The sequence below is a fragment of the Devosia sp. P2_G7 genome, assembly GCF_056403495.1.
The window spans coordinates 32,391-55,928 of record NZ_JBFUFI010000019.1 but is presented as its reverse complement, the minus strand read 5'-3'; the positions used below and the strand labels follow the sequence as shown (position 1 = coordinate 55,928).

The following is a 23,538-nucleotide window of genomic DNA, read 5'->3' as shown; positions in this document are numbered from 1 at the left end:
GGCCCGCCGAAGCGGAGATCATGGTGCCGATGCGGATGGCCTTTGCGGGGTCGGTCAATTCAGTATCCTCAGGCTGCAATGGCGACGCGCTGGCGCGTCTTGGCGCTCTCAATCGCTCCGAACACCATGGCGAGGCTGTTGATGTTGTCCGAGCTCACCGTCTCGGGCGCCCTGCCCGCTTCGATGGCGTCGATGAAATCGAGCAGGACGCTCGCGTGGCCGCGCGTCTCGTCGGGGTCGGCAGGCGCCGCGACCTGCAGCGTCTCGAGCGGGCGGAAGAAGCCCTCGCTGCCGGCAACGATGTTGGCCTCGAATCTGTCCACGCCGTCCCACAGCAGCGTGCCCTTCGAGCCGACGATCCGCCACGACGAGTCCCAGCTGGTATTGGCGCCCTCGGCGCTCCACGAGCCGCGATAGGTGAAGAGCACGTCGTCGGAGAACTCAAAGATGGCGTTGGCCACCGAGCCATGCGCGTACCACGAGCTTTTCGGGTTGGCCTCGTGGCAATAAACGGCGAGCGGCTGCTTGCCGGAAATGTAGCGGGCGGCATCCAGCGTATGGATCGCCATGTCGACCAGCAGCACATGCTCCATCTCTTCGCGGAAGCCACCGAAATGCGCCCCGACGAAGAAATCGCAATGGATGGCGTTGAGCGTGCCGAGTGCCCCGCTTTCAATGGTGGCGCGGATACGGCGCACGCCTTCGTTGAAGCGCCGGTTCTGCACCACGGCGTGAACCCGTTTCGCCTCGGCGGCGAGCGCCACCAGCTCGCGTGCCTCGGCCATCGAGGTCGCCATGGGCTTTTCGGAAAGCACGTGGCAGCCGTGGCGCAGACCGGTAGCGACCACGTCGTGTCGCGCTCCGGGAATGACCACATCGAAGATCAGGTCGGGCTTGGTGCCGTTGAGCAGCGCCTCGAGATCGCTCTCGATCGCCGCGCGGTTGAGCCCGAACTCCGTCGCTAGCCTGGCGGCCGCGTCGGTGTTGAGGTCATTGAGCCCGACGATGGTGATGCGGTCCTTGAGGGCCGGCGTCTCGGCAATCGCCTTGAGCCAACCCCTGGACATAGCTCCGCACCCGGCCAAAACGGCACGAAATGACAAGTTGATTCCTCCCAACGGGATGTCGGCGGCGCGTTGTCGCGTTCTCGCCAACGGTGTTCCGTAAACGTTTACGACGCTATATTCGGCATCACTTCCGTGTCAATAGATTTTCGTAAACGTTTCCAGTCGCCGTCTCGGCTGGGGAAAAATGGGGGAAACATGAAGGGGATCAGGCAGCTAGCCGAGCGGCTAGACATCTCCATCGGCACTGTCTCGCGCGCCCTGAACGGTCGGCCGGATGTCAATGAGGAGACACGCAAGCGCGTGCTCGAGGCTGCCGCCGAGTTCGGCTATGTCCCCAACCAGTCCGGCCGCAGCCTTCGCCAAGGCACGACGAACGCCATCGGCTTCATGATCGAATCCGGAAACGCCGGCGATAACGGCGACAATTTCTTTCTCGGCGTGGTCGACGGCGTACAAAGCGTGTTGAGCCGCCACCACCTCGATCTCGTCGTGCTCCCCTGCCCGACCGAGGAGGATCCAGCGCAGTATGTGCAGCGTATCGTGGCCCGGCGCCTGGTCGACGCACTGATCATTTCCGCGACGCACCGCAGGGACGCGCGCATCGAGTTTCTCAACAAGGCCCGCATACCCTTTGTTGCACTTGGCCGCTCCGGCACCAACGGCGACTATCCCTGGCTCGACCTGGATTTCGAGGACGTGGTCAACCGGGCCGTGGATCGGTTGGTGGCAGCAGGCCATCGCCGCATAGCCGTGGGCGTGCCCAGCAACGACATCAATCTAGGCTTCGTTTACCTCGACGGCTACAAGGCCGCCCTCGCCCGCCACGGCATAGACTTCGAACCCGGCATCGTCATCAGGGCAGCGTCGTCCGAGCAGGGCGGCTACCAGATCGCGCACGAACTGCTGGCCATGCCGGACCGGCCGACGGCCGTCGTGCTCATCTACGAGCAGATGGCCATCGGTCTCTATCGACGCCTGAACGAGGCGGGTCTGCGTCCGGGCCGAGACATCGCCGTGATCGGTTTCCGCGAGTCGCCGCTATCGCGCTTTCTTTCGCCGACGCTCACCAGCTTCCGCCTGTCGCTGCGCGACCTCGGTGTGGCCCTGGGAGAATCCCTGCTCGCCTCGATGCCTGCATACGAGGAAATCTACCCCCAGGGGTTGGTCCAGCGCCTCTGGCCCATGGAGCTCGTGCCGGGCGAAAGCGATGCGTATGGCATCAAAGGCGCCGCAGTGACCTGAGACGCCCGGCCGGAGAACCGACCCCGCAACTAGCCGCCGATCGAGGTCGCAGCGCCCAGCACCTCGAACTTCGGCGTCACGCCCAGCCCCGGCGCGTCCGAGGCTTTCATCGTGCCGTCGACGCGCTTGGGCGCGCCATCCGCGATGTCCACCGTGCCGTACGAATTGAAATCGGTGGCGGAGAAGCAGAGGCTTTCCGGCGTCGATTGCGCCAGGTGCGCGATGGTTGCGGTGACGATGTCGCCGCCCCAGGTGTCCTCGATGGTCATCGGGATGCGGTTGGCAACGCAGAGGTCGCGCATCTGCCTGGCCTTGGTCAGCCCACCGACCTTGGAGATCTTGAGGTTGATGACATCGAAAGCGTCCTCGGCGAGGCCCTTCTGCAGCATCCCCACCCCGTCGATATTCTCGTCGAGAACGAACGGCAGCGCCGTGCGGCGGCGGATCGAAACACTCTCGTCGTAGCTCATGCAGGGTTGCTCGATATAGACATCGAGATCACGCACCGCGTTCACCACGCGCGCCGCATCGGCCATGGTCCAGCCGGTATTGGCATCGCAGACGAGGACATCGGTCGGCTTCAGGATAGCACGGCAGGCCTTGATCCGCGCGATGTCGTCATTGGCGTCACCCCCGACCTTCAGCTGAAACTTCGTATAGCCCTCGGCCCGGTAGCCCGCGATCTTCTCGGCCATGACACCAGCATCTTCCTGGCTGATGGCACGGTAGAGCTTGATGCTCTCCTGCTCCGCCCCGCCCAGCAGCGTCTTCACCGGCAGTCCGGCGACCTTGCCCAGAATGTCCCAGCAGGCAATGTCTATCGGCGCCTTCACATAAGGATGCCCGCGCAGAACCGCGTCCATGTGCCGGTTGAGCGGCCCGAGCGCAGTGGGGTCCATGCCGATCACCTTGGGCCCGATCTCCTCGAGCCCGGCCCGCACCCCTTTGGCATAAGCCGGCAGGTACGCCGAGCCGAGCGGGCAGCATTCGGCATAGCCGGTGATCCCCACATCGGTTTCCACCGCCACCACTGTCGAGTCGAACACGTCGATGAAGTTGCCGCCGCTCCACTTGTAGCGGCCCTCGCGCAGCGGCAGGTCGACCTGCCAGTAGTTGATCGCGGTGATCTTCATCAGAAGCGTCCTTCGAGCGGCCAGGTGTCGGAGAGGCGATAGCCCGCCGGCCAGGGATCCGCGGGATCGAGCATTTCCTGCCGCGTCCCGGTGATCCAGGCCCGGCCGGAAATCACCGGAACGATGCCGGGCCTGCCCCCGACCTGGACCTCCCGCTCGATCCGGCAATGGAACTCGGAATCGATAATCGAGCGCCCGATGAAGCGCTCGCCGACCTGCATCTCGCCGCGCGCATGCAGCACCGCCATGCGGGCCGAGCAACCGGTGCCGCAGGGCGAGCGATCGATCTTGCCCGGCCGGATGGCCACCGCATTCTTGCCGCTCAATATCCCATTGGGGCCACGCTCCACCGGCGCGGTGATCTGGCAGAACGAGATATGGTCCCAGCCCGCATTCTCGGGATGAACAAACCCCAGCTGCTCATTGGCCGCCCTGGTGATCTTCATCCCGGTGGTGGCAAGATCGCGCGCCTCGTCCGGGGTCAGCGAGAAGCCGAGCCGCGCCGCCGATACGAACACGAAGCTGTCGCCGCCATAGGCGGTGTCGACGCGCAGCGAGCCTATCCCCTCCACCTCGATCATCGCATCGAGCTTGTCGACAAAGGACGGGTGGTTGGTGACGTGGATGCGCTCGGCCTTGCCATCGCGGCACTCCGCCATGACCTCGATCAGCCCGCCCGGCGCTTCCAGCACCAGCTTGGTGACCGGCTCCGTCATCGGCAGGATGCCGGTATCGAGCAGCACGGTCGAAACGCACATCGAGTTCGACCCCGACATCGGCGGCGTATCCTGCGGCTCCATCACGATCCAGCCCATCTGCGCCGCCGGGTTCTTCGGCGGCACCAGCAGGCTCACGTGGCGAAACACTCCGCCCCGCGGCTCGTTCAGCACGAAGTTGCGCAGCGTTTCGTCGCTGGCGATGAAGTTGCGCTGCTCCCACACCGTATCGCCAGGCGGGGGCGCCACGCCGCCGACGATGACGTCGCCGACCTCGCCCTCGGCATGGGCGGAAACGATATGCACGAGCTTGCTGGAACGCATGGAAAGCCTAGAGGACGGAGTTGAGGAACGCCTTGGTCTCGGGCGTCTGCGGCGCATCGAAGATCTGCTGCGGACTGCCGATCTCATGGATCTTGCCCGACTTGAAGAACGCCACGCGATCGGACACTTCACGGGCGAAATTCATCTCGTGCGTGACGAGGATCATCGTCATCCCCTCCCGCGCGAGCAGTCGCATCGTGTCGAGCACCTCACCCACCAGCTGCGGATCGAGGGCCGAGGTCACCTCGTCGAACAGCATGTATTGCGGCTCCATTGCCAGCGCCCGGGCGATCGCCATGCGCTGCTGCTGGCCGCCCGACAGCTTGCTCGGATAGACGTTGAACTTCTCGCCGAGCCCCACGTGCTCGAGCTGCTTCTTGGCGATCCCATCGGCCTCGTCGCGCGATTTGCCGAGCACCTTGCGCAGCGCCAGCGTGACGTTCTCCAGCACCGTCAGATGCGGGAAGGCGTTCCACTGCTGGAAGACGATGCCGATCTTCTGCCTGAGCTTGTTGAGGTCGGTGCCGCGCGCATGAACTTCCGTCCCATCGACGACGATGCGCCCACCCTGGATCGGCTCCAGCCCGTTGATGCACATCAGCAGCGTCGATTTGCCCGAACCCGAGCCGCCGATGATCGACACCACCTCGCCCTTGTTGACGGTGAGGCTGACGCCGTCGAGCACCGTCAGGCTGCCAAAGGTCTTGGTGACGTTTTCGATCTCAATCATTTTCACGGAACCTCTGCTCGAGCCTGGCGCCCCAGCGCGATATCGGGAAGCTGATGAGGAAGTAGATCAGCCCGGCGATGAAGAGGATGAACAGCGGCTCGTTCTGCATCCGGGTGATGAGGATCTGCGAGCTCTTCAGCAGCTCGATCACCCCGATCCAGCCCACCAGTGCCGTGTCCTTCATCACGCCCAGCGCCAGCCCGATCCAGCTCGGCAGCATGATCCTGAGCCCGATCGGGTAGACGATCTGCGTCATGTCCTGCCACCAGGTCATCCCCAGCGAACGGGCCGCGCGGCGCGTGGTGATCGGCACCGCCAGCACCCCGGCCCGGGCAATCTCGGAGCAGTAGGCCGAGGTGTAGATCGCCAGCACCAGGCAGCTCACCGTGAACGGCGTGAACTTCAGCCCGAACATCGGCACGAACGAGTTGACCAGCACCAGCTGGATCAGCAGCGGCACCGAGCGGAAGATATCGAGCAGGAACCCCAGCCAAACGCTCGCCCACCAGGGCACGCTGGCGCGAAACACCCCGAAGATGACGCCGAGGATCGAGCCGGCACCCACCGCGATCAGCGTGATCAGCAGCGTCCAGCCCGCGCCTTGCGCGAGGAACAGGAGATCGGGGAGCGTGATTGCCGTCTTGAAGCCCATCGCGCCCTCCTAGTACCGGAACAGCCGCCAGCCGATCAGGCGGGCACCGAGGGTCACGATCTTGGCGATCAGGTAGTAGAGCATCGCCGCGATGGCGAAATACTCGAAGGTCCGGAAGGTACGGACATTGAGTTCCTGCGTCACCCCCGTGAGGTCGCTGTTGAGCCCGACGACGACGCCCAGCGAGGTCATCAGGATTGCCCATACCGCCTGGTTGGTCATCGGATAGAACACCACGCGGAACATCTGCGGCAAAACGATCAGCCGGAACGCAGCGGGCGCCGAAAAGCCCAGCGAACGGGCGGCGCGCTCCTGCGTCTGCGGCACAGCGCGCAAGCCGCCGCGGAACGTCTCGGCGAGGTACCCGGCATTGTTGAAAGTGATGCCGGCGAGCAGCGCCGCGAAACTGGAGACATGGATGCCGAGCTGGCCGAGGCCGAAATACGCCATGTAGATCTGGAACAGCGCCGGCGTATTGCGGGCGATCTCCACCCAGGCAGCGCCGACGAAATTGAGCACCCTGCTCTTCGAGTTGCGCATCAACGCCAGCGCCACCCCGAGCGCCACGCCGATCAGCATCGAGAGCACAGCCAGTTGCAGCGTGACGAGCGCTCCCTCGAGCAACTGCGGCAACGCCTGGAACGCCGGTCGCCAATGGAAGGTGTACTTGAACATCGCTCCCAACCCCGAGTTCGTGCTGATCAAATCACTCTCGCGACCAAAAGGGGAGCGCCTCGGGCGCCCCCCTGGTCACGATCGCGCGCTTAGTAGTAGACGCCCGGGATCAACAGGTTCGGCGGCTCGCCCGGCCCGATCCACTTGTTGTAGAGCTCCTTGTAGCGGCCGGTGCGGATCTGCTGGTTCACGAACAGGTTGAGGTAGTTGATCAGCCCATACTCTTCGCGCAGCGAGATCAGCGACACGTAGTCGATCGCATAGGGAGCCGCGCCGCCGACCATCAGGTTGGAGAAGTTCGGGTCGTTGGCAGTGGCATAGGCAACCGTCGAGGTCACCGCGGTACCGTCGATCGCGCCCTGCGACAGCGCCAGGAACACGTCGGCCTGCGACTGGAAGGCCTGGAAGGTGCCCGCCGGATCGGCCCAGTTCTTCACGTCGTCCTCGAGGCGGATCGCCTCGTAGGTGCCCGAAGTCGAGCCGACCTTGTGGCCCTTGAGGCTGTCATAGGAGTCGATCCCGGCATCCTTGCGCGTCACCACGTTGAAGGTGAAGGCGAAGTACGGAATCGAGAAGCCGATGGTCTTGCCACGCTCGAGCGTATCGGAGGTCGAGGCGACGCCGACGTCGGCGCGACCGGAAACCAGCGCCGGGATACGGTCCGGGAACGGTGTCTCGACATATTCGGCCGTGACCCCGAGCGCCTTGGCCAGATCGTTGCAGGTGTCGACGTCGAAGCCGATCGGGTTGTTGCTCGCATCGCGCGATCCCATCGGCGGGAAATCCAGCACGATGGCGCAGCGCAGCACGCCCGAAGCGATGATGTCGTCGAGCTTGTCGGCAAAGGCCGGCGGTACCGTGAGCATGGTCAGGAAGGCTGCTGTCGCAACCAGCGGTGTCCACTTCATTCGTTAACTCCCCAGTTCCTCTAGGATGAGGGTCGGCAGGATTGCCGGCATCCATGCGACATAGTAGGCAAACTGTATGCAATGTGGCAAGCTACCCTCGACAGGCGGGATTTCATGACGTTTCGCAGCTTCGACGCAGCGGCAGTTACGGCAGCAACCCCCTGGGCCAAGCTGCTGGAAGCATTGGAAAAAGCCTTCACTTCGCCGCATGTCGCGCCCGACCGCCACATCCACACGATCGCCGTTCCGGGCGCCATGGATGGCACTGGGCTGATCATGCCGGCATGGATCGAAGGCGAGCATTACGGGGTGAAACTCGCCAACATCTTCCCCTCCAACGGCACGCTCGGATTGCCCGCCGTCAGTGCCGCCTACGTCCTGTTCGATGGCCGCACCGGGCAGATGCTGGCGCTCATCGACGGCGGCACGCTCACCGCCCGCCGCACAGCCGCCACCTCGGCGCTGGCGTCGGCGAAATTGTCGCGCCCCGATAGCGCGACCCTGCTGATGGTCGGCGCCGGCCGCCTCGCGCGATTGCTGATCGAGGCACACCGCACGGTGCGCCCGATCGAGCGCGTGCTGATCTGGGCCCGCCGGCCGGAACAGGCCAGCGCCCTCGCCGCCGAAACCGGCGCGCAGGTGGTCGACGATCTCGACGAGGCGCTCGGCGTGGCCGACATCGTCTCCGCGGCCACTCTCTCGCGTGAACCACTGATCCGCGGCGCGAGGCTGCGCCCGGGCACCCATCTGGACCTCGTCGGCGCCTTCACTCCGCAGATGCGCGAAACCGATTCGGTGGCGGTCGCCCGCTCGACGGTCTTCATCGATACGCTGGGCGGCGCGCAGGCCGAGGCAGGCGACCTGCTCCACGCCATAACCGAAGCCCGCTTCGCCTGGACCGACGTCGCCGCCGACCTCGCGGCACTGGTGACCGGCGCCCACCTCGGTCGCACCCGGGCAGATGAAATCACCCTGTTCAAATCGGTGGGTGCAGCGATAGAGGATTTGGCTGCGGCGCGCCTCGTCGCGGCGGCCGGAGACAAGGACTGAGTGCAATGGCCACCAAGCGGACCAAGAGGATCAAGGCCCCTACCCCCGGCGAACCGGCGCACGGCTTCGGCGCCATCCTAGTGTTCGAGCGCCTGCGCGACGAGATCCTGTCCCTGGAGCTGCGCCCCGGCCAGCTGATCGACGAAGCCAACCTCGCCGAGCGCTTCAACGTCTCCCGATCGCCGGTGCGCGAAGCGCTGGTGCGGCTCGCGGCCGATGGCCTCGTGCAGACCGTCCCCAACAAGGGCACCGTGGTGACGCCGCTGAACCTCGACGAGTTCCCCAACTATGTCGACGCGCTCGACCTGATCCAGCGTGCCGTGTTCCGCCTCGCCGCCCGCTTCCGCACCGAGGAAGACCTCGTCACCATCCGCGCCGCCAACGAGGAGTTCCGCCGCCGCGTCATCGCCAACGACGCACTCGGCATGATCACCCAGAACGCCAAGCTGCACCTCGCCATGGCCGCGGCCGGCCGCAATCGCATCCTCACCGACACCTACCGCCGCATTCTCGATGAGGGCCGCCGCACCCTGCGGCTCTACTTCCGCTCCTACGGCGACAGCCTGCCCGAGAGCCTGCGTGACGCCCACGACGAGCAGATCGCCGCCATCGCTGCGCGCGACGAGGCGCTGGCTGAGCGGCTGGCGCACGAGCACGCCGAGGAAGTGCACCAGCGCTTCCTGCGCTACATGAGCGAGCGCAACTCCGCCGATCTGAACGTCACCTACGAGCCCTGATCCCAAGCCAATCTGCCGCGCGCAGACGTCGCAGTTTGCGTTGTACAGTGATTGTCGACAAACTGCATAATCTTTGCTAACACCCTCGCCAGTCCCAACGGAACCCAGCGATCATGTGGCAAGGCATACTCCCGGCAGTCACCACCAAATTCACCGAATCGGGCGCGCTCGACTTCAAGGAGATGGAGCGCTGCTTCAAGCTGCAGATCGATGCCGGCGTTGACGGGCTGATCGCCTGCGGTTCGCTCGGCGAAGGCCCGATGCTGAGCCACGACGAGCGGCTCGACGTCTTCCGCGCCGTGCAGCAAGCCGCCGCCGGTCGCCCCGCCCTGCTCACCATCGCCGAGGCCGGCACCCGTGAAGCCTGCATCCTCGCCGAGCGCGGCGCCAAGGCCGGCGCGTCCGGCCTTATGGTGGTGCCCTCGACCGTCTACCACACCAACCGCGACGAGACCCTCGCCTCGCTCCGTGCCGTGGCCGAGGCCTCCGACCTGCCGATCATGGTCTACTCGAACCGGCTGGCCTACCGCGTCGACGTCACCAACGACATGCTGCTCGAGCTGGCCGAAGACCGCCGCTTCGTCGCCGTCAAGGAGAGCTCCGACGACCTGCGCCGCACCACCGACGCGGTGGTGAAGCTGCAGGGCAAGATGGCGGTGTTCACCGGCGTCGATAACTACGCCTTCGAGGCCCTGGCCGTCGGCGCAGTCGGCTGGATCGCCGGCCTCGTCGTGGCTTTCCCCAAGGAAACCGTGGCCATCTACAAGCTGATGCAGCAGGGCCGCCAGGCCGAGGCGCTGGCGATCTATCGCTGGTTCCGCCCGCTGCTCGACCTCGATGTGTCGACCTACCTGGTGCAGAACATCAAGCTGGTCGAGGCCCTGGTGATCGGCTCCAACGAGCGCGTCCGCCTGCCCCGCAAGCCCATCTCCGGCGCCGACCGCACCCGCATCGAGGGCATCGTCAACACCGCCCTCGCCACCCGCCCGGAACTGCCCGCCTACTGAGCCGTCAGGCCACCGCGGTAGCGGCCCTGCCGTCCGACGATGAGCACCGTCTCGTCGTCGGTGTGCTCGCGTTTGCTGCGCTGTCAGCGGCCATTCAGGCGCGACAGGTTACCCTCGCCGTTGTCGTATGGAGGACGGCGATGCGCGACTACATCATTCACATGCCCAAGGGCGACGCCTGGCGCCTGACCATGTTCAGTGCCAACGCCCTGACCACGCAGCCCGCGCTGCGGATCGTCAGCCTCTCGCCTCGCCATGAAGTGCGGATCATCCGAACCTCGATTGCCACCGCCATGAAGCTCGCGATCCTGTTCCCCGGCTGGCAGATTCGTGCCCTCACCGGACAGTCCCGGCGGCGCGTGTCACGCCGGCCAGCACTGCTCCAGGTTGCCGTCTAGGGTTTCTAGCATCACGAAATTCTCGCCGCGCGTGCGCTTGGCCATGTCGACCGCGGCCCGCAGCGCTTTCTCCGAACTGCGGTGATAGCCGAGCACCGTCCGCCCGACGCTGAGCGTCCAGGTGTCTCGACCTGGAGAAATAACGAACCGCAATCCTTGCATGCTGCCGAGCCCCCGTCCTGCTGCCCAGCTACCCTGTCGGAACCGCCGTTATCCCCTCGTTAACTACGTAGGGGGTTGCACGAACGGGGGAACGAGGGCCCGTTCGTGCCCTGAGGGTCAGGCTGGCTGCAGATCGCCCTGCTGGTCGTCGGCCTTCTTGGCCGGCGGGAAGGCCAGCGCCATACCGGCGGCGGCGAGGCCGACGGCGGCCGAGGCGATGTAGAGCCACTGGTAAGTGCCGAACGTGTCGTAGAGCCAGCCGCCGCCCACCGGGCCGAAGGCCATGCCGATGCTCGAAGTCATGGTCGCGGCGCCCAGCACCGTGCCCATGACGCGCGGGCTGAAATATTCGCGCGCCAGCACCGAGTAGAGCGGCATCACGCCGCCATAGGCGAGACCCAGTACCGATGCCAGCATGTAGAACTGCGACACTTCCCTGAGATAGATGTACGCGAAAATGCCGGCCGCCTGCAGCGCAAGGCCGCCCACGATCACCTTGCGCACCCCGATCCGGTCCGCCAGCGTGCCGAACAACAGCCGCCCGAACAGCCCGGCGATCCCCTCGACCGAGTAGATGAGCGTCGCCGCGCCCAGCGACGCGCCACAGATCATCGCATAGCTGACAGTGTGGAAGATCGGCCCCGAATGGGCAGCGCAGCAGAGAAAGAAGGTCCCGGCGAGAACGATGAACTGCGGCGTCTTGAGCGCCGACCAGGCCGCCGACTGCTTGCGCGGCGCTGCCCCACCAGCGGTGGGAACCGGAGCATCGACAACCGCTGGCGGCCGGCGGATCAGCAACGTCGCCGGAATCATCACGATCAGCGCGCCCATCGCGATCCACAGCATGGCGCTGCGCCAGCCATAGCCCTCGGTGAGGAAGCCCGCGAACGGGGTGATCACCATCGGCGCTACGCCGCCGCCCACCGAAACCAGCGACACCGCAAGGCTGCGGTTCTTGTCGAACCAGCCCAGCGTGGTCGAAATGATCGGCGCAAAGAACGCCCCACCCGAAGCGCCGACCAACCCACCATAGGCGAACTGGAACACCCACAACTCCCTGGCGTTGCTGGCGATGACGAGGCCCAGCCCAAGCAGCGCCGCGGCCATCAGCACCACCGGCCGCGCGCCGATGCGATCGCTGAGCGTCCCCCAGCCAAACCCCGCCACGCCCATCACGATAAAGCCGATGGTCATCGCGCCGGAAATACCGGCACGGCTCCAGCCGGTCTCTTCTGCAATGGGTTGCAGATAGACGGGCAGCGCGAACATCGCGCCCATCGCCACACAGGTGATCACCGCTCCCGCAGCGACGATGACCCAACCATAACGACTGTTCATTCTCGGTTCCTCCGGACGACTCTGCCATCTAGACGAATGGCAGGCGAGCGTTTCGACATACGGCTGACAATTTCGTATCGACACCACCGCAGGCGGTCGGCTTCACAACTACTTGTATTATGCAAGTGGTATACCCAGGTCAAAACTGCTTGTAAACTGCAAGTGGATAAGTCGGAGCAGAGCAGCTGTGGATTTGCGATCGGGATGCCCCATCAACCTATCCGTCGAGGTGCTCGGCGACCGCTGGAGCCTCGTAGTGCTGCGCGACATGATGTTCGGCAACCTGCGCACCTATGGTGAGCTGCACGGCAACTCCCTCGAGGGTATCGCCACCAACATCCTCGCCGATCGCCTGAAGCGCCTGACTGAGGAGGGCATGATCACCGCCGCGGCCGATCCGGGCCACAAGCAGCGCACCATCTACAGCCTCACCGAGAAATCGATCGCGCTGGTGCCGGTAATGGCGGCGCTCGGCACCTGGGGCACGCAGTTCCTGCCCGCATCACCGCTGTTCGCGGCCCGCTCGATCGCCCTCGAACAGGGCGGACCGCCGATGTGGGCCGACTTCATGGCCGAGCTGCGCCACCTCCACCTCGGCGCCCCCGCCACCACCCGCTCCGTGCATGCAGAACTGCAGCAGGCCTTTCGCACCGCCGAGGCCGCGCTCGCCGAGGGCGAGACGAGCCCCTGACCCGTGCCGGCTGGAACACCGCCACGGCCGCCCTCAACGCCTGCCGCGTCCCGACACCGATCCCGCCTGCGGCCCTGAGTTGCCGCTGTTTTCAGTCTGCAGCTTCCGCCAGCGCGCCAGCCGATCGGCGTCCAGCGTTCCCGCCGCGATCGCCGCCTGTACCGCGCAGCCCGGTTCATGGCTGTGCGTGCAGTTGCGGAACTTGCACAGCGGCGCCAGCTCGGTGATCTCGGCGAACAGCGTCCCGATGCCGCCGGCCACGTCGCTCAGTTGCAGCGAGCGTATGCCGGGCGTGTCAATCACCCAGCCCCCACCCGCAATCGGATGCATCGAGCGCGACGTGGTGGTGTGTCGCCCCTTGGCGTCATGCTCGCGAACCGCGCCGGTCTCCTGCACCGCACCTCGTCCGACCAGCGAGTTCACCAGCGTCGACTTGCCCACGCCGGACGAGCCGACCACCGCCACGGTCTGCCCCGGCCCGCACCATTCCGACAGGATGCTCGCTGCACCGGCAAGCCGCGGGTTCAGCGTCACCACCGGCAGGTCGCGCTGCAACTCGGCCGCCTGCCGCTGATACTCGGCCGGATCGTCCGCGACGTCGGCTTTTGTCAGCACGATCACCGGCGCCGTCCCGGCCTCGTTGGCGAACGCAAGGTAGCGCTCGAGCCGCGCAACGTTGAAATCGGCATTGCATGAGGTCACGATGAACAAGCTGTCGACATTGGCAGCCGCCAGCTGTGGCACCCTCCGCCCCTGACCGGTCCGCTGCAGCAATGTCCTGCGCTCGAGCCGACGCGTCAGCAACCCGCTCAGCGGGTCAACCAGCACCCAGTCCCCGACCGCGAAATCCCCGGTATTGGTGCGCGGCGGCAGTCCCAGCGCGCCCGACCCACCCTCCAGCATCACCTCGAGTTCGGTACGATGCACCGACGCGATGCGCCGCGGCATCAGCGCGGTTTCGTCAGCCTCGATCTGCTCGTCAAAGAACTCCGACCAGCCCAGACTCTGCAACAACCGGCTGGCCTCGCTATCCCGCATCCGTGTCCCTTTGATTGCGCCCAGCGGCGCCCGATCCCGCCGCCAGATGGGGCGGGTGCGAAGCTACCACGCCCGCCAACCCAGTCCCACCCGGATCCTGCAGTTTCGCCGGTCAGATCTCGCCAGCCGGCTCGCGAGTGCCCGCCGCTTCGTCAATCGCTCGACTGTGCTCATATCGAGGGCATTCTGTGCCCACGCGCCAATCCTGCGCATAAATGTCGCTACGCCGACATCAATGCACACATCTGGGTGGGCGACGCTCCAAATCTGTGCATGATGTTTGGACGAGCATCGAGGACCACCCCTTGCAGCAGATCTCTCCCGTCGCAGCAGTGCAGCGTGCCTTTGCGGCACTGCGTGAATACGATGACAGCGCGCTGTTCATCGGCCTCAAATCCGAGGCCAGCGCTCTCGCCGAAGCCCAGGCACTCGAAGCCGCCGGCCCTGCCGGCAAGCAGCTGTTCGGCCTGGTCTTCGCCGTCAAGGACAACATCGACGCCGCCGGCCTCCCGACCACCGCCGCCTGCCCCGATTTCACCTACTCGCCCGAGCGCTCCGCCTTCGTCGTCGCCCGGCTCGAGGCAGCCGGCGCCATCGTCCTCGGCAAGACCAATCTCGATCAGTTCGCCACCGGCCTCGTCGGCGTGCGCTCGCCCTACGGCGTGCCGCGCAACGTGCAGCGCCCCGATCTCATCCCCGGCGGCTCGAGCTCCGGCTCAGCCGTCGCCGTCGCCGCTGGCATCGTCGATTTCTCCCTCGGCACCGACACCGCGGGCTCCGGCCGCATCCCCGCCGGCATGAACGGCATCGTCGGGCTGAAACCGACCCTCGGCCTGTTGTCCGCGACCGGCATGGTCCCCGCCTGCCGTACCCTCGACACCATCTCGATCTTCGCCCGCGACATCGCCATGGCCATGCGCGTTGCCGAAGTCGCGGCCGGCTACGACGCCGCCGACGCCTACTCGCGGCAGCTGCCGGCCCCCACGCTGTCGGCGCCGTCGCCCCACCCGCGCATCGGCGTGCCGATCCCGGCCCAGCGCAAGTTCTTTGGCGATTCCGCCGCCGAGGCCTCCTATGCCGAAGACCTGCAGCGCCTCGCCGGCCTCGGCGCCGAAATCGTCGAGCTCGATTTCGAGCCGCTGCACGCCGTCGCCCGCCTGCTCTACGAAGGCCCGTGGGTGGCCGAGCGCTACGCCGCCACCAAGCGCCTGCTCGAAACCAGCCCCGTCTCCTTCCACCCGGTGACGCGAACGATCATCGAAGGCGCGCGCGGCCTCACCGCGGTCTCCGCCTTCGAGGCCACCTACAAGCTGATGGACCTGAAGCGCGCCGTGGCGCCGCTCCTCGCCAACCTCGATTGCCTCGCCGTGCCCACCGTGCCACGCGCCTATACCGTCGCCGAGCTCAACGCCGACCCCATCACCCTCAACTCCAATCTCGGCAGCTACACCAATTTCGTGAACCTGCTCGACATGGCCGCCATCGCCGTGCCGACCGGCACCCGCAGTGACGGCCTGCGCGGCAGCATCACGCTGATCGGCCGCGCCAACAGCGACGGCCACCTCGCCGGTCTCGGCGCTGCGCTGATCGGCGAAGCCGTCGCCGCTCCCGCCCGCGCCAACCCCGGCCGCATCGAAATCGCGGTGGTCGGCGCCCATCTCTCCGGCCTACCCCTCAACGGCGAACTGACCGCGCTGGGCGGCGGCTTCATCCGCACCGCCGACACCGCACCCGACTACCGCCTGTTCGCCCTTCCCGGCACCACCCCGCCAAAACCCGGCCTCCTCCGCGTCGCCGCCGGTACCGGCACTGCCATCGCCACCGAAGTCTGGTCGCTCGACCCCGCCTGTTTCGGCGCCTTCGTCGCCAAAATCCCCGCCCCCCTCGGCATCGGCACCCTGCGCTTCGCCGACGGCACCACCGCCAAAGGCTTCCTCGTCGAAGCCGAGGCGGTCAACGGTGCACGCGATATCTCGGAATTCGGCGGCTGGCGGAAGTTCCTGGCCAAGGCCTCAGTCTAGCGGTGACCCACCGGTCTACCTTCTCCCCTTGTGGGAGAAGGTGGCGCGCAGCGCCGGATGAGGGGTCCGCAACCTGAGGTTGGGCGATCGGAGCGTAGCGACGAACGACGGTGTGCGCGGAGACACCCCCTCATCCGCCCTTCGGGCATCTTCTCCCACAAGGGGAGAAGGCGCTCCCACACCGCTGTGGCTGTTCTGCACTATCCCCGGCTCAACCGCTCATAAGCATCGCCGACGATCGCAATATGCTGCCGCATCGCCGCCTCGGCCTCACCCCGATCCCCGCGCAAGATCGCCTCGACGATCAGCCCGTGCTCGGTATGCGACTGCGCCAGCCGCCCACGCGCGCCGAACTGCGCCCGCCGGAACGGCTGCAACCGCTGCCGCGTCGAAACGGTGATCTCGCGCAGGTAGCCATTGTGCGCTCCGTCATAGATCGCCGTGTGGAACGCGTCGTTCGCCTCGGCATAGCCCGTCGCGTCGCCGGCCCGGACGATACCGGCCATCGCGCTGTGCTGTGCATCGAGCGCGTCCCGTTCCGCAGCCGTCATCATCACGGCGCAGAGCCCGGCGCACAGCGCCTCGAGATACCCCATCACCTCGAACATCCCGGCCAGTTCCGCCGGCGCCGGCTTCGCCACCAGCGCCCGCGCATGCGGCTTCTGGTCCACCAGCCCGCTCGCCGCCAGCAGCCGCAACGCGTCGCGCACCGGCGTGCGCGACACCGCGAACTCACCGGCCAGCAGCGTCTCGTCCAGTGGTGTGCCCGGCTCCAGCTCGCCGGCAATGATGCGGCTCGCCAGCACGCGGCGAATTTCCTCGCCGGAGGTGCGTTTCAGCATAGTCCCCTCTAGTCTCAGTCGCTTCTTGGCGCGCTTCCGAACCGGAAAAGTCTGCAACTCTTCCTGAAAGCGCTCTAGTCGTCGATGACGCTGACATGCGCCGCGGCGACACGCCAGCCATCCGGCATCCGTATCCACGTCTGCATCTGCCGTCCAACCCTGCCAGGCGCATCGTCGCGGTAAAACAACGTCGAGGCCGTAGCGACGTCCCGGCCATAGGTGGTGATGACCGTCTCCTCGAGCCGCCGCGACAGCCCCGCCGATGGCCGCGACAGCCGGAACTCCCGGATCGCCTCGATGCCATAAAGGTTCTCGCCGATGCCGTAGCGGATGGTCACCGGGCTATCGAGGAACAGTTCGTCGAGCACCGCCACGTCATTGCTCACCAGCGCCGCCTCATAGCGCGCGAACACCGCCTCCACCTCGGCAACGACAGCCGGATCGTTGATGATCATCACGCCGAGACCGCATCCCGCAACGCCGCCAGCGACGTCACCCAGCCGACAATGCCGCCCTGCGCCGCAATCATCGCCAGCGTCGCCGCCTTGAACTCGGAGAAATAGCTCTCCGTCGCATCCTCGATCAGCAGGCACTCGTAGCCGCGATCGTTGGCCTCGCGCATCGAGGTCTGCACGCAGACCTCCGTCGTCACCCCGGCAAACACCAGGTGCGTAACTCCCAGTGCCTGCAGGCGCTCGTGGATGCCGGTAGCCCAGAACATCCCCTTTCCCGGCTTGTCGATAACGATCTCCCCATCCACCGGCGCCAGCGCCTCGACGATCTGGTTCCCCGGCTCCCCCGCCACCAGCAGCCGCCCCATGGCCCCGGTCTCCCCGATATGAAGGCGCGGGTTGCCGCGCCGGATCTTCGAGGGCGGGCAGTCGCTGAGATCCGGCTTGTGCGCCTCGCGTGTGTGGATAACCAACCAGCCCTGCTGGCGGAACAGCCCGATCAGCGCCGCCGTCGTCGGGATGATCGCCTCGAGCCGCGCCACGTCGTTGCCCAGCGAGTCCCCGAACCCACCCCGCTCGATGAAATCGCGCTGCATATCGATCACCACCAGCGCGGTGTGCGCCGGGTCGAGCTCGTAGGGATAGGGCCGCGATGGAACAGAGATCATTGGCGGACGCTGACGATGAAGGAGCCGCGGCAGGGGATGTGGATGGCGAGGTAGTCGGGGGGGCCGACGTGCCACTGGCGGTGCGGTGAGAGGCTGGTGCGCTCCATCCCGCCAAACAGTATGGTGAGGGGGCCTCGCACCCTGCCACGGACCCAATTGAAGGCCCCCTCACCCGGCGCTGCACGCCGCCAGCTTCCGCCCCAAACCCGAGGTTTCGTCTGCCCTGTCGCGGCTACAGCGTCCATCTCAGTGTCCCGCCATGTGTTGACCGATGGTATTCCGGTCGGTGTCCTCGATGCGCGACACGTAGTTGATCGTGCCGCCACTCATCACCGCCACCCGGTCGGCGAGTTCGAGAATCTCGTCGAGGTCCTCGCTCACCAGCAGCACCGCCGCGCCGCGGTTGCGTTGCTCCATGATCTGGCTGCGGATGTCCGCCACCGAAGCGAAATCCAGCCCGAAGCAGGGGTTGGCGACGATCAGCACATCGACATCGCCGCTGAGCTCCCGCGCCAGCACCGCGCGCTGCACGTTGCCGCCCGACAGCGTCTCGATCGGTGCATCCGGCCCCTGCGTTTTCACCCGGTACTTGGCGATCAGCTCTTTCGCCTTCTCACGCATCGGCCCCGGCGACATCCACCAGCCGAGCTTGGCCACCGGCGGCTTGTCGAACGAACGGAACGCCAGGTTCTCGGCCACGCTCATCCGCGGCACCGTGGCGTTCTTCAGCGGCTCCTCGGGCAACCCGAACACCTTGTAGCGATCGAACGCACCGCGCTTCGGCTGGAACTGCTCGCCGTTGATGAAGATCGCGCCATCCGACAGCGGCCGCTGCCCCGAGAGCGCCTCGACCAGCGCCGATTGCCCGTTGCCCGAGACCCCCGCGATACCGACGATCTCGCCCGATTTCACCTTGAGGTTCACCGCCTTGATCGCCGGCAACCCGTCATTGTCCTCGGCGAACAGTCCGGCCAGCTCCAGCCGGTCGGCCCCCTCATTGTGCTTCTTCCGCGACGCGCGCTCGAGGATCTTAGTGTCGCCGATCATCATGTTGCTCATGTCGGGAACGCTCACCGCCTTGGCGTCACCCGCCCCGGTGAAGCGACCCCGCCGCAGCACGGTGAAGTGGTCACAGAACGCCTTCACCTCGCGGAACTTGTGCGAGATCATCAGCACGGTGATCTCCTTGCGGTCCGCCATACCGCCGAGCAGCCCCAGCATCTCGTCCGCCTCGCCCGGCGTCAGCACCGAGGTCGGCTCGTCGAGGATCATGAAGCGCTGGTCGAGGTAGAGCAGCTTCAGGATCTCGAGCTTCTGCTTCTCGCCGGCCGACAACTGGCTGGTCTGGGTGTTCATCGGCACCCGAAACGGCATCTGCTCCATGAAGGCGTCGAGGTGCCTTCTCTCCTTCGCCCAGTCGATGATCGCAGGCGCATCGGCGCGCGAGATGACGAGGTTCTCCGCCCCCGTCAGGCACGGCACCAGCGTGAACTGCTGGTAGACCATGCCGATCCCATTGGCTCGCGCGTCACGCGGCGACTTGATCGAGACCTCCCTGCCGTCGAGCGTCACCTGCCCCTTGTCGGCGCTGTAGAAGCCCATGATGCACTTCACCAAGGTCGACTTGCCGGCACCATTCTCGCCGAGCAGCGCATGGAACGACCCCGCCTCGACCTTGATCGACACATCGTCGAGCGCCACCAGCGGCCCGAAGATCTTGGTCATCCCGATAGCTTCGAGCGACGGAGCGCGACCTTCCATCACAGCACCTCCATCAGCGCGGTAGAGGTCGAAACAGCGCCGAACACCCCGCCCTGCATCTTGATCATGTCGATGGCGGCGAGGTGGTTGTCGTACTTGGTCGCGGCACAACAATCCTCGAGCAGCACACACTCGAAGCCACGATCGTTCGCTTCGCGCATCGTGGTGTGGACGCACACATCGGTAGTGATCCCCGTGAGCACGATGTTGCGAATACCCTTGAGCCTCAGGATCAGCTCGAGATCGGTGGAGGCAAACGAGCCCTTCCCCGGCTTGTCGATGATCGCCTCGCCCGGCAGCGGCGCGAGCTCGGGGATGATCTCCCAGCCCGGCTCGCCACGCACCAGGATGCGCCCCTGCGGCCCCTGATCGCCGATGCCAGCCCCGATCCGCTGCGAGCGCCAGCGCTTGTTGGCGGGCAGGTCCGAAAGGTCGGGCTTATGTCCCTCGCGGGTGTGGATGATCGGGTAACCCTTGGCCCGAAAGGCCTCGAACAGCCGCTTCAGCGGTTCGATCGGCGCACGGGTCAGCGAGATGTCGTAGCCCATGGAGTCGACATAGCCACCGGGTCCGCAGAAGTCGGTCTGCATGTCGATGACAACAAGCACCGTGTTGTCGGGCCTCAGATCCCCGTCATAGGGCCACGGATAGGGCGTCGAGGCGATGGTCTTGCCACCGGGCAGGAAGGCAGCGTCGATCCGTTCGTCGGCAAGGCTCATTCTGCGGCCTCCTGGAATTTCTCGCCGTAGCGGCGTGTGGGCTTGGCAAAGCCGGAGGGCGTCCCGTCCGTGACCTTGACGCTCGCTTCCCACGGCAGCCGGTACTGCCCGGCAACGAGATCGTGCATGAAGGTGTACGGGCAGTCCTGCGCGCCGCCTTCGACGGCGGTGAAGCCGCGGTGGCCGAGCTGGTAGATGTTGTTCTCGACGCCCCAGTTGGCGCGCGCCTCGCGCACCAGGTCGGGCCGCACCTCGGCGGTGATGATCTCGTCAGCCCGGCCCGTCACGCCCTCGGCGATGATTGTGCCGTCGAAATCGACGATCATCGCCTCGCCCATCGAGTCGAACGTGCCGTCCGACCCGCACATGCAGACGTTCGCCGTCACCATCAGGTTGTGGAACGAATTGGCCTGGTTGGTGAAGCGCCAGGCCTGCCGGATCGGCGCGGTGTAGCCCGCGGTGCGGAGCATGACCTCGGCCCCCTTGTATGCCGCCTCGCGCGCCATCTCGGGGAACATCCCATCATGGCAGATGATGAGCGAGAGCTTCGAACCCTTCGGCCCGTCGATGACGGGGATGCCGAGATCACCCGGCTCCCATGGCTCGACTGGCACCCACGGATGGAGCTTGCGGTAGTAGAGCTTCAGCTCGCCCTGATCGTCGATGATCAGCCCGGAATTGTAGGGGTTGCCGCCCGGGTTCAGCTCCATGATGGAGAAGCACCCCCAGATGGCGTTGGCCTTGCACGCCGCCTTGAACGCAGCGACTTCCGGCCCATCCAGCGTGCACATGATCGCCGGGTTGGTGTCCATCGACAGCCCGTGCAGCGCGTATTCGGGGAACACCACGAGGTCCGTGGTGCCCAGATTGCGCCGCGCCTTGCCGACCATGTCGACGATACGCTGCGTCTGCGCCGCGAGATCCGCCGGCGTCACCACCACCGGCAGTTGCAGCTGCACCAGCCCGATCACCACGCCATTGTCGGATTTGTTGAGACCGCCCAGGCCGCTCATCGTGACGCTCCTATTTGGTGATCGACAGTTCGCCCGGCACATCCCTCGCCGAGGCCTTGGAGCCGGCAGAAATGATCATGATGGTCAGCGTCAGGATGTAGGGGGCGGCGTTGAAGAAGTAGTAGCCCTGCGAGATGCCGATCGATTGCAGCGACGGGCCGATGGCGCCGGCCGCGCCGAACAGCAGCGCCGCGAAGATGCACTTGATCGGGTCCCAGCGCGCAAAGATCACCAGCGCCACAGCCATCAGCCCCTGCCCGGAACTGAGCCCCTGGTTCCAGCTGCCCGGATAGTAGAGCGACAGGAACGCGCCACCGATGCCGGCGAGGAACCCGCCCGCCGCCGTCGCGAGAAACCGCACCAGGTCGACCGACACACCCATCGCCTTGGCCGACGCGGCGCTGTCGCCGGTCATCCGCACGATCAGGCCCCACTTGGTGTTCTTGAAGGCCCAGAACATGAACACCGCCAGCGCGATGCCGACGAAGAACAGCGGGTTGACCTGCAGCGCCTGCGCCAGAGCGGGATTGCCGGTCCAATCGCCGAGCGGAATGGCGTCGAGCCGCGGCGCGGTAGGCTGGATGAAGGGCTTGCCGAAGAAGAAGGCGATACCGGTACCGAAGCTCATCATGGCGATGCCGACGGCGATGTCGTTCACCTTGGGCAGTTTGCAGATATAGCCATGCAGCGCCCCGAGGAAGAGGCCGGAGCCACCCGCCGCGAGCACGCCCAGCCAGGCATTGCCGGTAAGATAGGACACCGCATAGGCGACCATCGCGCCGAGCACGAGGTTACCCTCGAGCCCCAGGTTGATACGGCCGGATTTCTCGGTGAGCGTCTCGCCCAGCGCCACGAACATGAAGGGCGTTGAGACCCGGATGGCGCCGCCGAGCATGGCGATGAGGACGGTGACGAGCGCGTTGTCCATTTAGGTGCGGTCCCCCGTGGCCTTGGGCTGGAAAATCTTGAAGCGGCCGTAGAACGTCTCGGACACCAGCAGCACCACGAACATGATGCCCTGCAGCACCAGGATGGTCGCATCGGGCATCCCCATCCGCCGCTGGATCACCCCGCCCGCCGCGGCCAGAGCACCGAACAGGATCGCGACCGGAATGACCGCCAGCGGGTTCTGCCGTGCAAGGAAGGCGACGAGAATGCCGGTGAAGCCGTAGCCGGCAACCAGCGAAGCATTGGCCTGCCCATGGATCGCCGCCACTTCGAAGAAGCCCGCCAGCCCCGCGCAGGCGCCCGCAATAGCGCAGCAGACCACCATCAGCCAGCCAACCGGTAGGCCCTGCGCCCGTGCTGCCCTGAGGTTCCCGCCGGTCATCCGGGCGGCAAAACCAAACGTCGTGCGGCTCATCAGCACCCAGAGCACGATGGCGAGCACGACACCTGCGGCAAAGCCCCAGTGCACGTCGGTGCCGGGGATCGAGCCGACGCGGTAGGCGTCGCCGATCGGCATGGTCGAGGGCTTGTTGGCCGAGGCGGGATCGCGCAGCGCCCCCTCGACGAAGAAATTCATGATGGCGATGGCGATGTAGCTCATCAGCAGCGAGGCGATGGTCTCGTTGACCCCGCGCGCATACTTGAGCCAGCCGGTGAACCCGACCCACAGCCCGCCAGTCAGCATGCCGGTCGCCGCCATGATCAGCAGCGTCACCGGCACCGGCACGGCGTTCGCAACCAGCGGAATGGCAATCGCCGCCGCCGTGAACCCGCCCAGCACCAGCGCGCCCTCGCCACCGATCATGGTCAGCCCGATCCGCGCCGGAATGGCGAACGCGAGCCCCGTCAGGATCAGCGGCGCAGCGCGCTGCAGCGAATTCTGGATGGAAAACGAGGAACCGAACCCACCGGTCCAGATCAGCCCGTACAGCGTCAGCGGATCCTTGCCGATGATCAGCAGGAACACCGCGAAGATCAGCCCGGAGACGATCACCGCACCAACCGGAATGGCGAGGGACTCCGCGAAGCGGAGCAACTGCATGTTCGATCCGGTCTTGGCCGGGATGGCTGTGGTGTCGGCGGTCTGAACGGTCATGCACTGCTCCGTTGGCCGGAGGGTGGGGCCACCCCCACCCTTGATCCCTCCCCACAAGGGGGAGGGAGACGACTGCTGCTTCGGAGTGCCTTATCTCCCGGCTCTTGCGCCTCCCTCCCCCTTGTGGGGAGGGTAGCGCAGCTAGCCGCA

The 23,538-nt window shown here is 66.0% G+C and carries 24 protein-coding genes; 7 read left to right on the top strand and 17 right to left on the bottom strand.

Features of this window, described 5'->3' with window-relative positions; translation table 11 throughout:
* Positions 1 to 68: 68 nt before the first annotated feature.
* Positions 69 to 1,103: a Gfo/Idh/MocA family protein gene (locus tag AC1DWU_RS22235; RefSeq protein ID WP_477152202.1), complete on the bottom strand. Its 1,035-nt coding sequence runs from the start codon at positions 1,101 to 1,103 to the stop codon at positions 69 to 71.
* A gap of 159 nt (positions 1,104 to 1,262) precedes the next feature.
* Here AC1DWU_RS22235 and AC1DWU_RS22230 point away from each other — a divergent pair, with 159 nt between their 5' ends.
* Entirely contained in the window at positions 1,263 to 2,309 is a 1,047-nt protein-coding gene (locus tag AC1DWU_RS22230; protein WP_477152201.1) for a LacI family DNA-binding transcriptional regulator, read from the top strand.
* 29 nt (positions 2,310 to 2,338) lie between these two features.
* Here the strand turns inward: AC1DWU_RS22230 and AC1DWU_RS22225 are convergent, their stop codons facing one another.
* The 6 genes from AC1DWU_RS22225 to AC1DWU_RS22200 all read right to left on the bottom strand — a co-directional run bounded on the left by AC1DWU_RS22225 (position 2,339) and on the right by AC1DWU_RS22200 (position 7,447).
* Positions 2,339 to 3,442, bottom strand: a complete 1,104-nt coding sequence (locus tag AC1DWU_RS22225; protein WP_477152200.1) for a cis-3-hydroxy-L-proline dehydratase — start codon at positions 3,440 to 3,442, stop codon at positions 2,339 to 2,341.
* Positions 3,442 to 4,482, bottom strand: a complete 1,041-nt coding sequence (locus AC1DWU_RS22220; protein WP_477152199.1) for a trans-3-hydroxy-L-proline dehydratase — start codon at positions 4,480 to 4,482, stop codon at positions 3,442 to 3,444. Before AC1DWU_RS22220 ends, AC1DWU_RS22225 begins: the two co-directional genes overlap by 1 nt.
* A gap of 7 nt (positions 4,483 to 4,489) precedes the next feature.
* Complete coding sequence (locus AC1DWU_RS22215) at positions 4,490 to 5,212, bottom strand: amino acid ABC transporter ATP-binding protein (protein WP_477152198.1); 723 nt, start codon at positions 5,210 to 5,212, stop codon at positions 4,490 to 4,492.
* Complete coding sequence (locus tag AC1DWU_RS22210) at positions 5,205 to 5,864, bottom strand: amino acid ABC transporter permease (protein ID WP_477152197.1); 660 nt, start codon at positions 5,862 to 5,864, stop codon at positions 5,205 to 5,207. The genes AC1DWU_RS22215 and AC1DWU_RS22210 overlap by 8 nt, the downstream gene beginning before the upstream one ends.
* A gap of 9 nt (positions 5,865 to 5,873) precedes the next feature.
* Positions 5,874 to 6,539: an amino acid ABC transporter permease gene (locus AC1DWU_RS22205; protein ID WP_477152204.1), complete on the bottom strand. Its 666-nt coding sequence runs from the start codon at positions 6,537 to 6,539 to the stop codon at positions 5,874 to 5,876.
* 89 nt (positions 6,540 to 6,628) lie between these two features.
* Complete coding sequence (locus AC1DWU_RS22200; RefSeq protein WP_477152196.1) at positions 6,629 to 7,447, bottom strand: transporter substrate-binding domain-containing protein; 819 nt, start codon at positions 7,445 to 7,447, stop codon at positions 6,629 to 6,631.
* Positions 7,448 to 7,561: 114 nt separating this feature from the next.
* Here AC1DWU_RS22200 and lhpI point away from each other — a divergent pair, with 114 nt between their 5' ends.
* From lhpI to AC1DWU_RS22180, 4 genes are all read left to right on the top strand, one after another.
* A complete protein-coding gene (gene lhpI / locus AC1DWU_RS22195) occupies positions 7,562 to 8,497 on the top strand; it encodes a bifunctional Delta(1)-pyrroline-2-carboxylate/Delta(1)-piperideine-2-carboxylate reductase (protein WP_477152195.1) in 936 nt (311 codons plus the stop codon).
* Between the two features lie 5 nt (positions 8,498 to 8,502).
* Positions 8,503 to 9,234 carry a GntR family transcriptional regulator gene (locus AC1DWU_RS22190; RefSeq protein ID WP_477152194.1) on the top strand — a complete coding sequence of 244 codons (732 nt, stop codon included), beginning with the start codon at positions 8,503 to 8,505 and terminating at the stop codon, positions 9,232 to 9,234.
* A 113-nt stretch (positions 9,235 to 9,347) separates the two neighbouring features.
* On the top strand, positions 9,348 to 10,241 hold the full coding sequence (locus AC1DWU_RS22185) for a dihydrodipicolinate synthase family protein (protein WP_477152193.1): 894 nt from the start codon (positions 9,348 to 9,350) through the stop codon (positions 10,239 to 10,241).
* A 140-nt stretch (positions 10,242 to 10,381) separates the two neighbouring features.
* On the top strand, positions 10,382 to 10,639 hold the full coding sequence (locus AC1DWU_RS22180; protein ID WP_477152192.1) for a hypothetical protein: 258 nt from the start codon (positions 10,382 to 10,384) through the stop codon (positions 10,637 to 10,639).
* Between the two features lie 279 nt (positions 10,640 to 10,918).
* Here the strand turns inward: AC1DWU_RS22180 and AC1DWU_RS22175 are convergent, their stop codons facing one another.
* The gene (locus tag AC1DWU_RS22175) at positions 10,919 to 12,139 is read right to left on the bottom strand and encodes an MFS transporter (protein ID WP_477152191.1); all 1,221 of its coding nucleotides are present in this window, start codon (positions 12,137 to 12,139) and stop codon (positions 10,919 to 10,921) included.
* 187 nt (positions 12,140 to 12,326) lie between these two features.
* Between AC1DWU_RS22175 and AC1DWU_RS22170 the strand changes: the two genes are divergently transcribed.
* Positions 12,327 to 12,830, top strand: coding sequence for a winged helix-turn-helix transcriptional regulator (locus tag AC1DWU_RS22170; protein ID WP_477152190.1), 504 nt, complete (start codon positions 12,327 to 12,329; stop codon positions 12,828 to 12,830).
* 33 nt (positions 12,831 to 12,863) lie between these two features.
* Here AC1DWU_RS22170 and rsgA read toward each other — a convergent pair whose 3' ends face one another.
* A complete protein-coding gene (gene rsgA / locus AC1DWU_RS22165) occupies positions 12,864 to 13,868 on the bottom strand; it encodes a ribosome small subunit-dependent GTPase A (RefSeq protein WP_477152189.1) in 1,005 nt (334 codons plus the stop codon).
* A gap of 305 nt (positions 13,869 to 14,173) precedes the next feature.
* Here rsgA and atzF point away from each other — a divergent pair, with 305 nt between their 5' ends.
* Positions 14,174 to 15,889, top strand: a complete 1,716-nt coding sequence (atzF, locus tag AC1DWU_RS22160; protein ID WP_477152188.1) for an allophanate hydrolase — start codon at positions 14,174 to 14,176, stop codon at positions 15,887 to 15,889.
* Between the two features lie 200 nt (positions 15,890 to 16,089).
* On the opposite strand, the gene AC1DWU_RS22155 is transcribed toward atzF, so the two are convergent.
* From AC1DWU_RS22155 to AC1DWU_RS22120, 8 genes are all read right to left on the bottom strand, one after another.
* Complete coding sequence (locus AC1DWU_RS22155) at positions 16,090 to 16,731, bottom strand: GntR family transcriptional regulator (protein WP_477152187.1); 642 nt, start codon at positions 16,729 to 16,731, stop codon at positions 16,090 to 16,092.
* A 74-nt stretch (positions 16,732 to 16,805) separates the two neighbouring features.
* On the bottom strand, positions 16,806 to 17,186 hold the full coding sequence (gene hpxZ, locus AC1DWU_RS22150; RefSeq protein WP_477152203.1) for an oxalurate catabolism protein HpxZ: 381 nt from the start codon (positions 17,184 to 17,186) through the stop codon (positions 16,806 to 16,808).
* A complete protein-coding gene (locus AC1DWU_RS22145) occupies positions 17,186 to 17,851 on the bottom strand; it encodes a cysteine hydrolase family protein (protein WP_477152186.1) in 666 nt (221 codons plus the stop codon). Before AC1DWU_RS22145 ends, hpxZ begins: the two co-directional genes overlap by 1 nt.
* A 246-nt stretch (positions 17,852 to 18,097) precedes the next feature.
* Entirely contained in the window at positions 18,098 to 19,612 is a 1,515-nt protein-coding gene (locus tag AC1DWU_RS22140; RefSeq protein WP_477152185.1) for an ABC transporter ATP-binding protein, read from the bottom strand.
* The gene (gene biuH, locus AC1DWU_RS22135) at positions 19,612 to 20,331 is read right to left on the bottom strand and encodes a biuret amidohydrolase (RefSeq protein WP_477152184.1); all 720 of its coding nucleotides are present in this window, start codon (positions 20,329 to 20,331) and stop codon (positions 19,612 to 19,614) included. The genes AC1DWU_RS22140 and biuH overlap by 1 nt, the downstream gene beginning before the upstream one ends.
* Positions 20,328 to 21,344 (bottom strand): formamidase, encoded by a 1,017-nt coding sequence (locus AC1DWU_RS22130; protein WP_477152183.1) that lies wholly within the window; start codon positions 21,342 to 21,344, stop codon positions 20,328 to 20,330. Before AC1DWU_RS22130 ends, biuH begins: the two co-directional genes overlap by 4 nt.
* A 10-nt stretch (positions 21,345 to 21,354) precedes the next feature.
* Positions 21,355 to 22,272, bottom strand: coding sequence for an ABC transporter permease (locus tag AC1DWU_RS22125; RefSeq protein WP_477152182.1), 918 nt, complete (start codon positions 22,270 to 22,272; stop codon positions 21,355 to 21,357).
* Positions 22,273 to 23,388 (bottom strand): ABC transporter permease, encoded by a 1,116-nt coding sequence (locus AC1DWU_RS22120; protein ID WP_477152181.1) that lies wholly within the window; start codon positions 23,386 to 23,388, stop codon positions 22,273 to 22,275.
* Between the last annotated feature and the right edge of the window lie 150 nt (positions 23,389 to 23,538).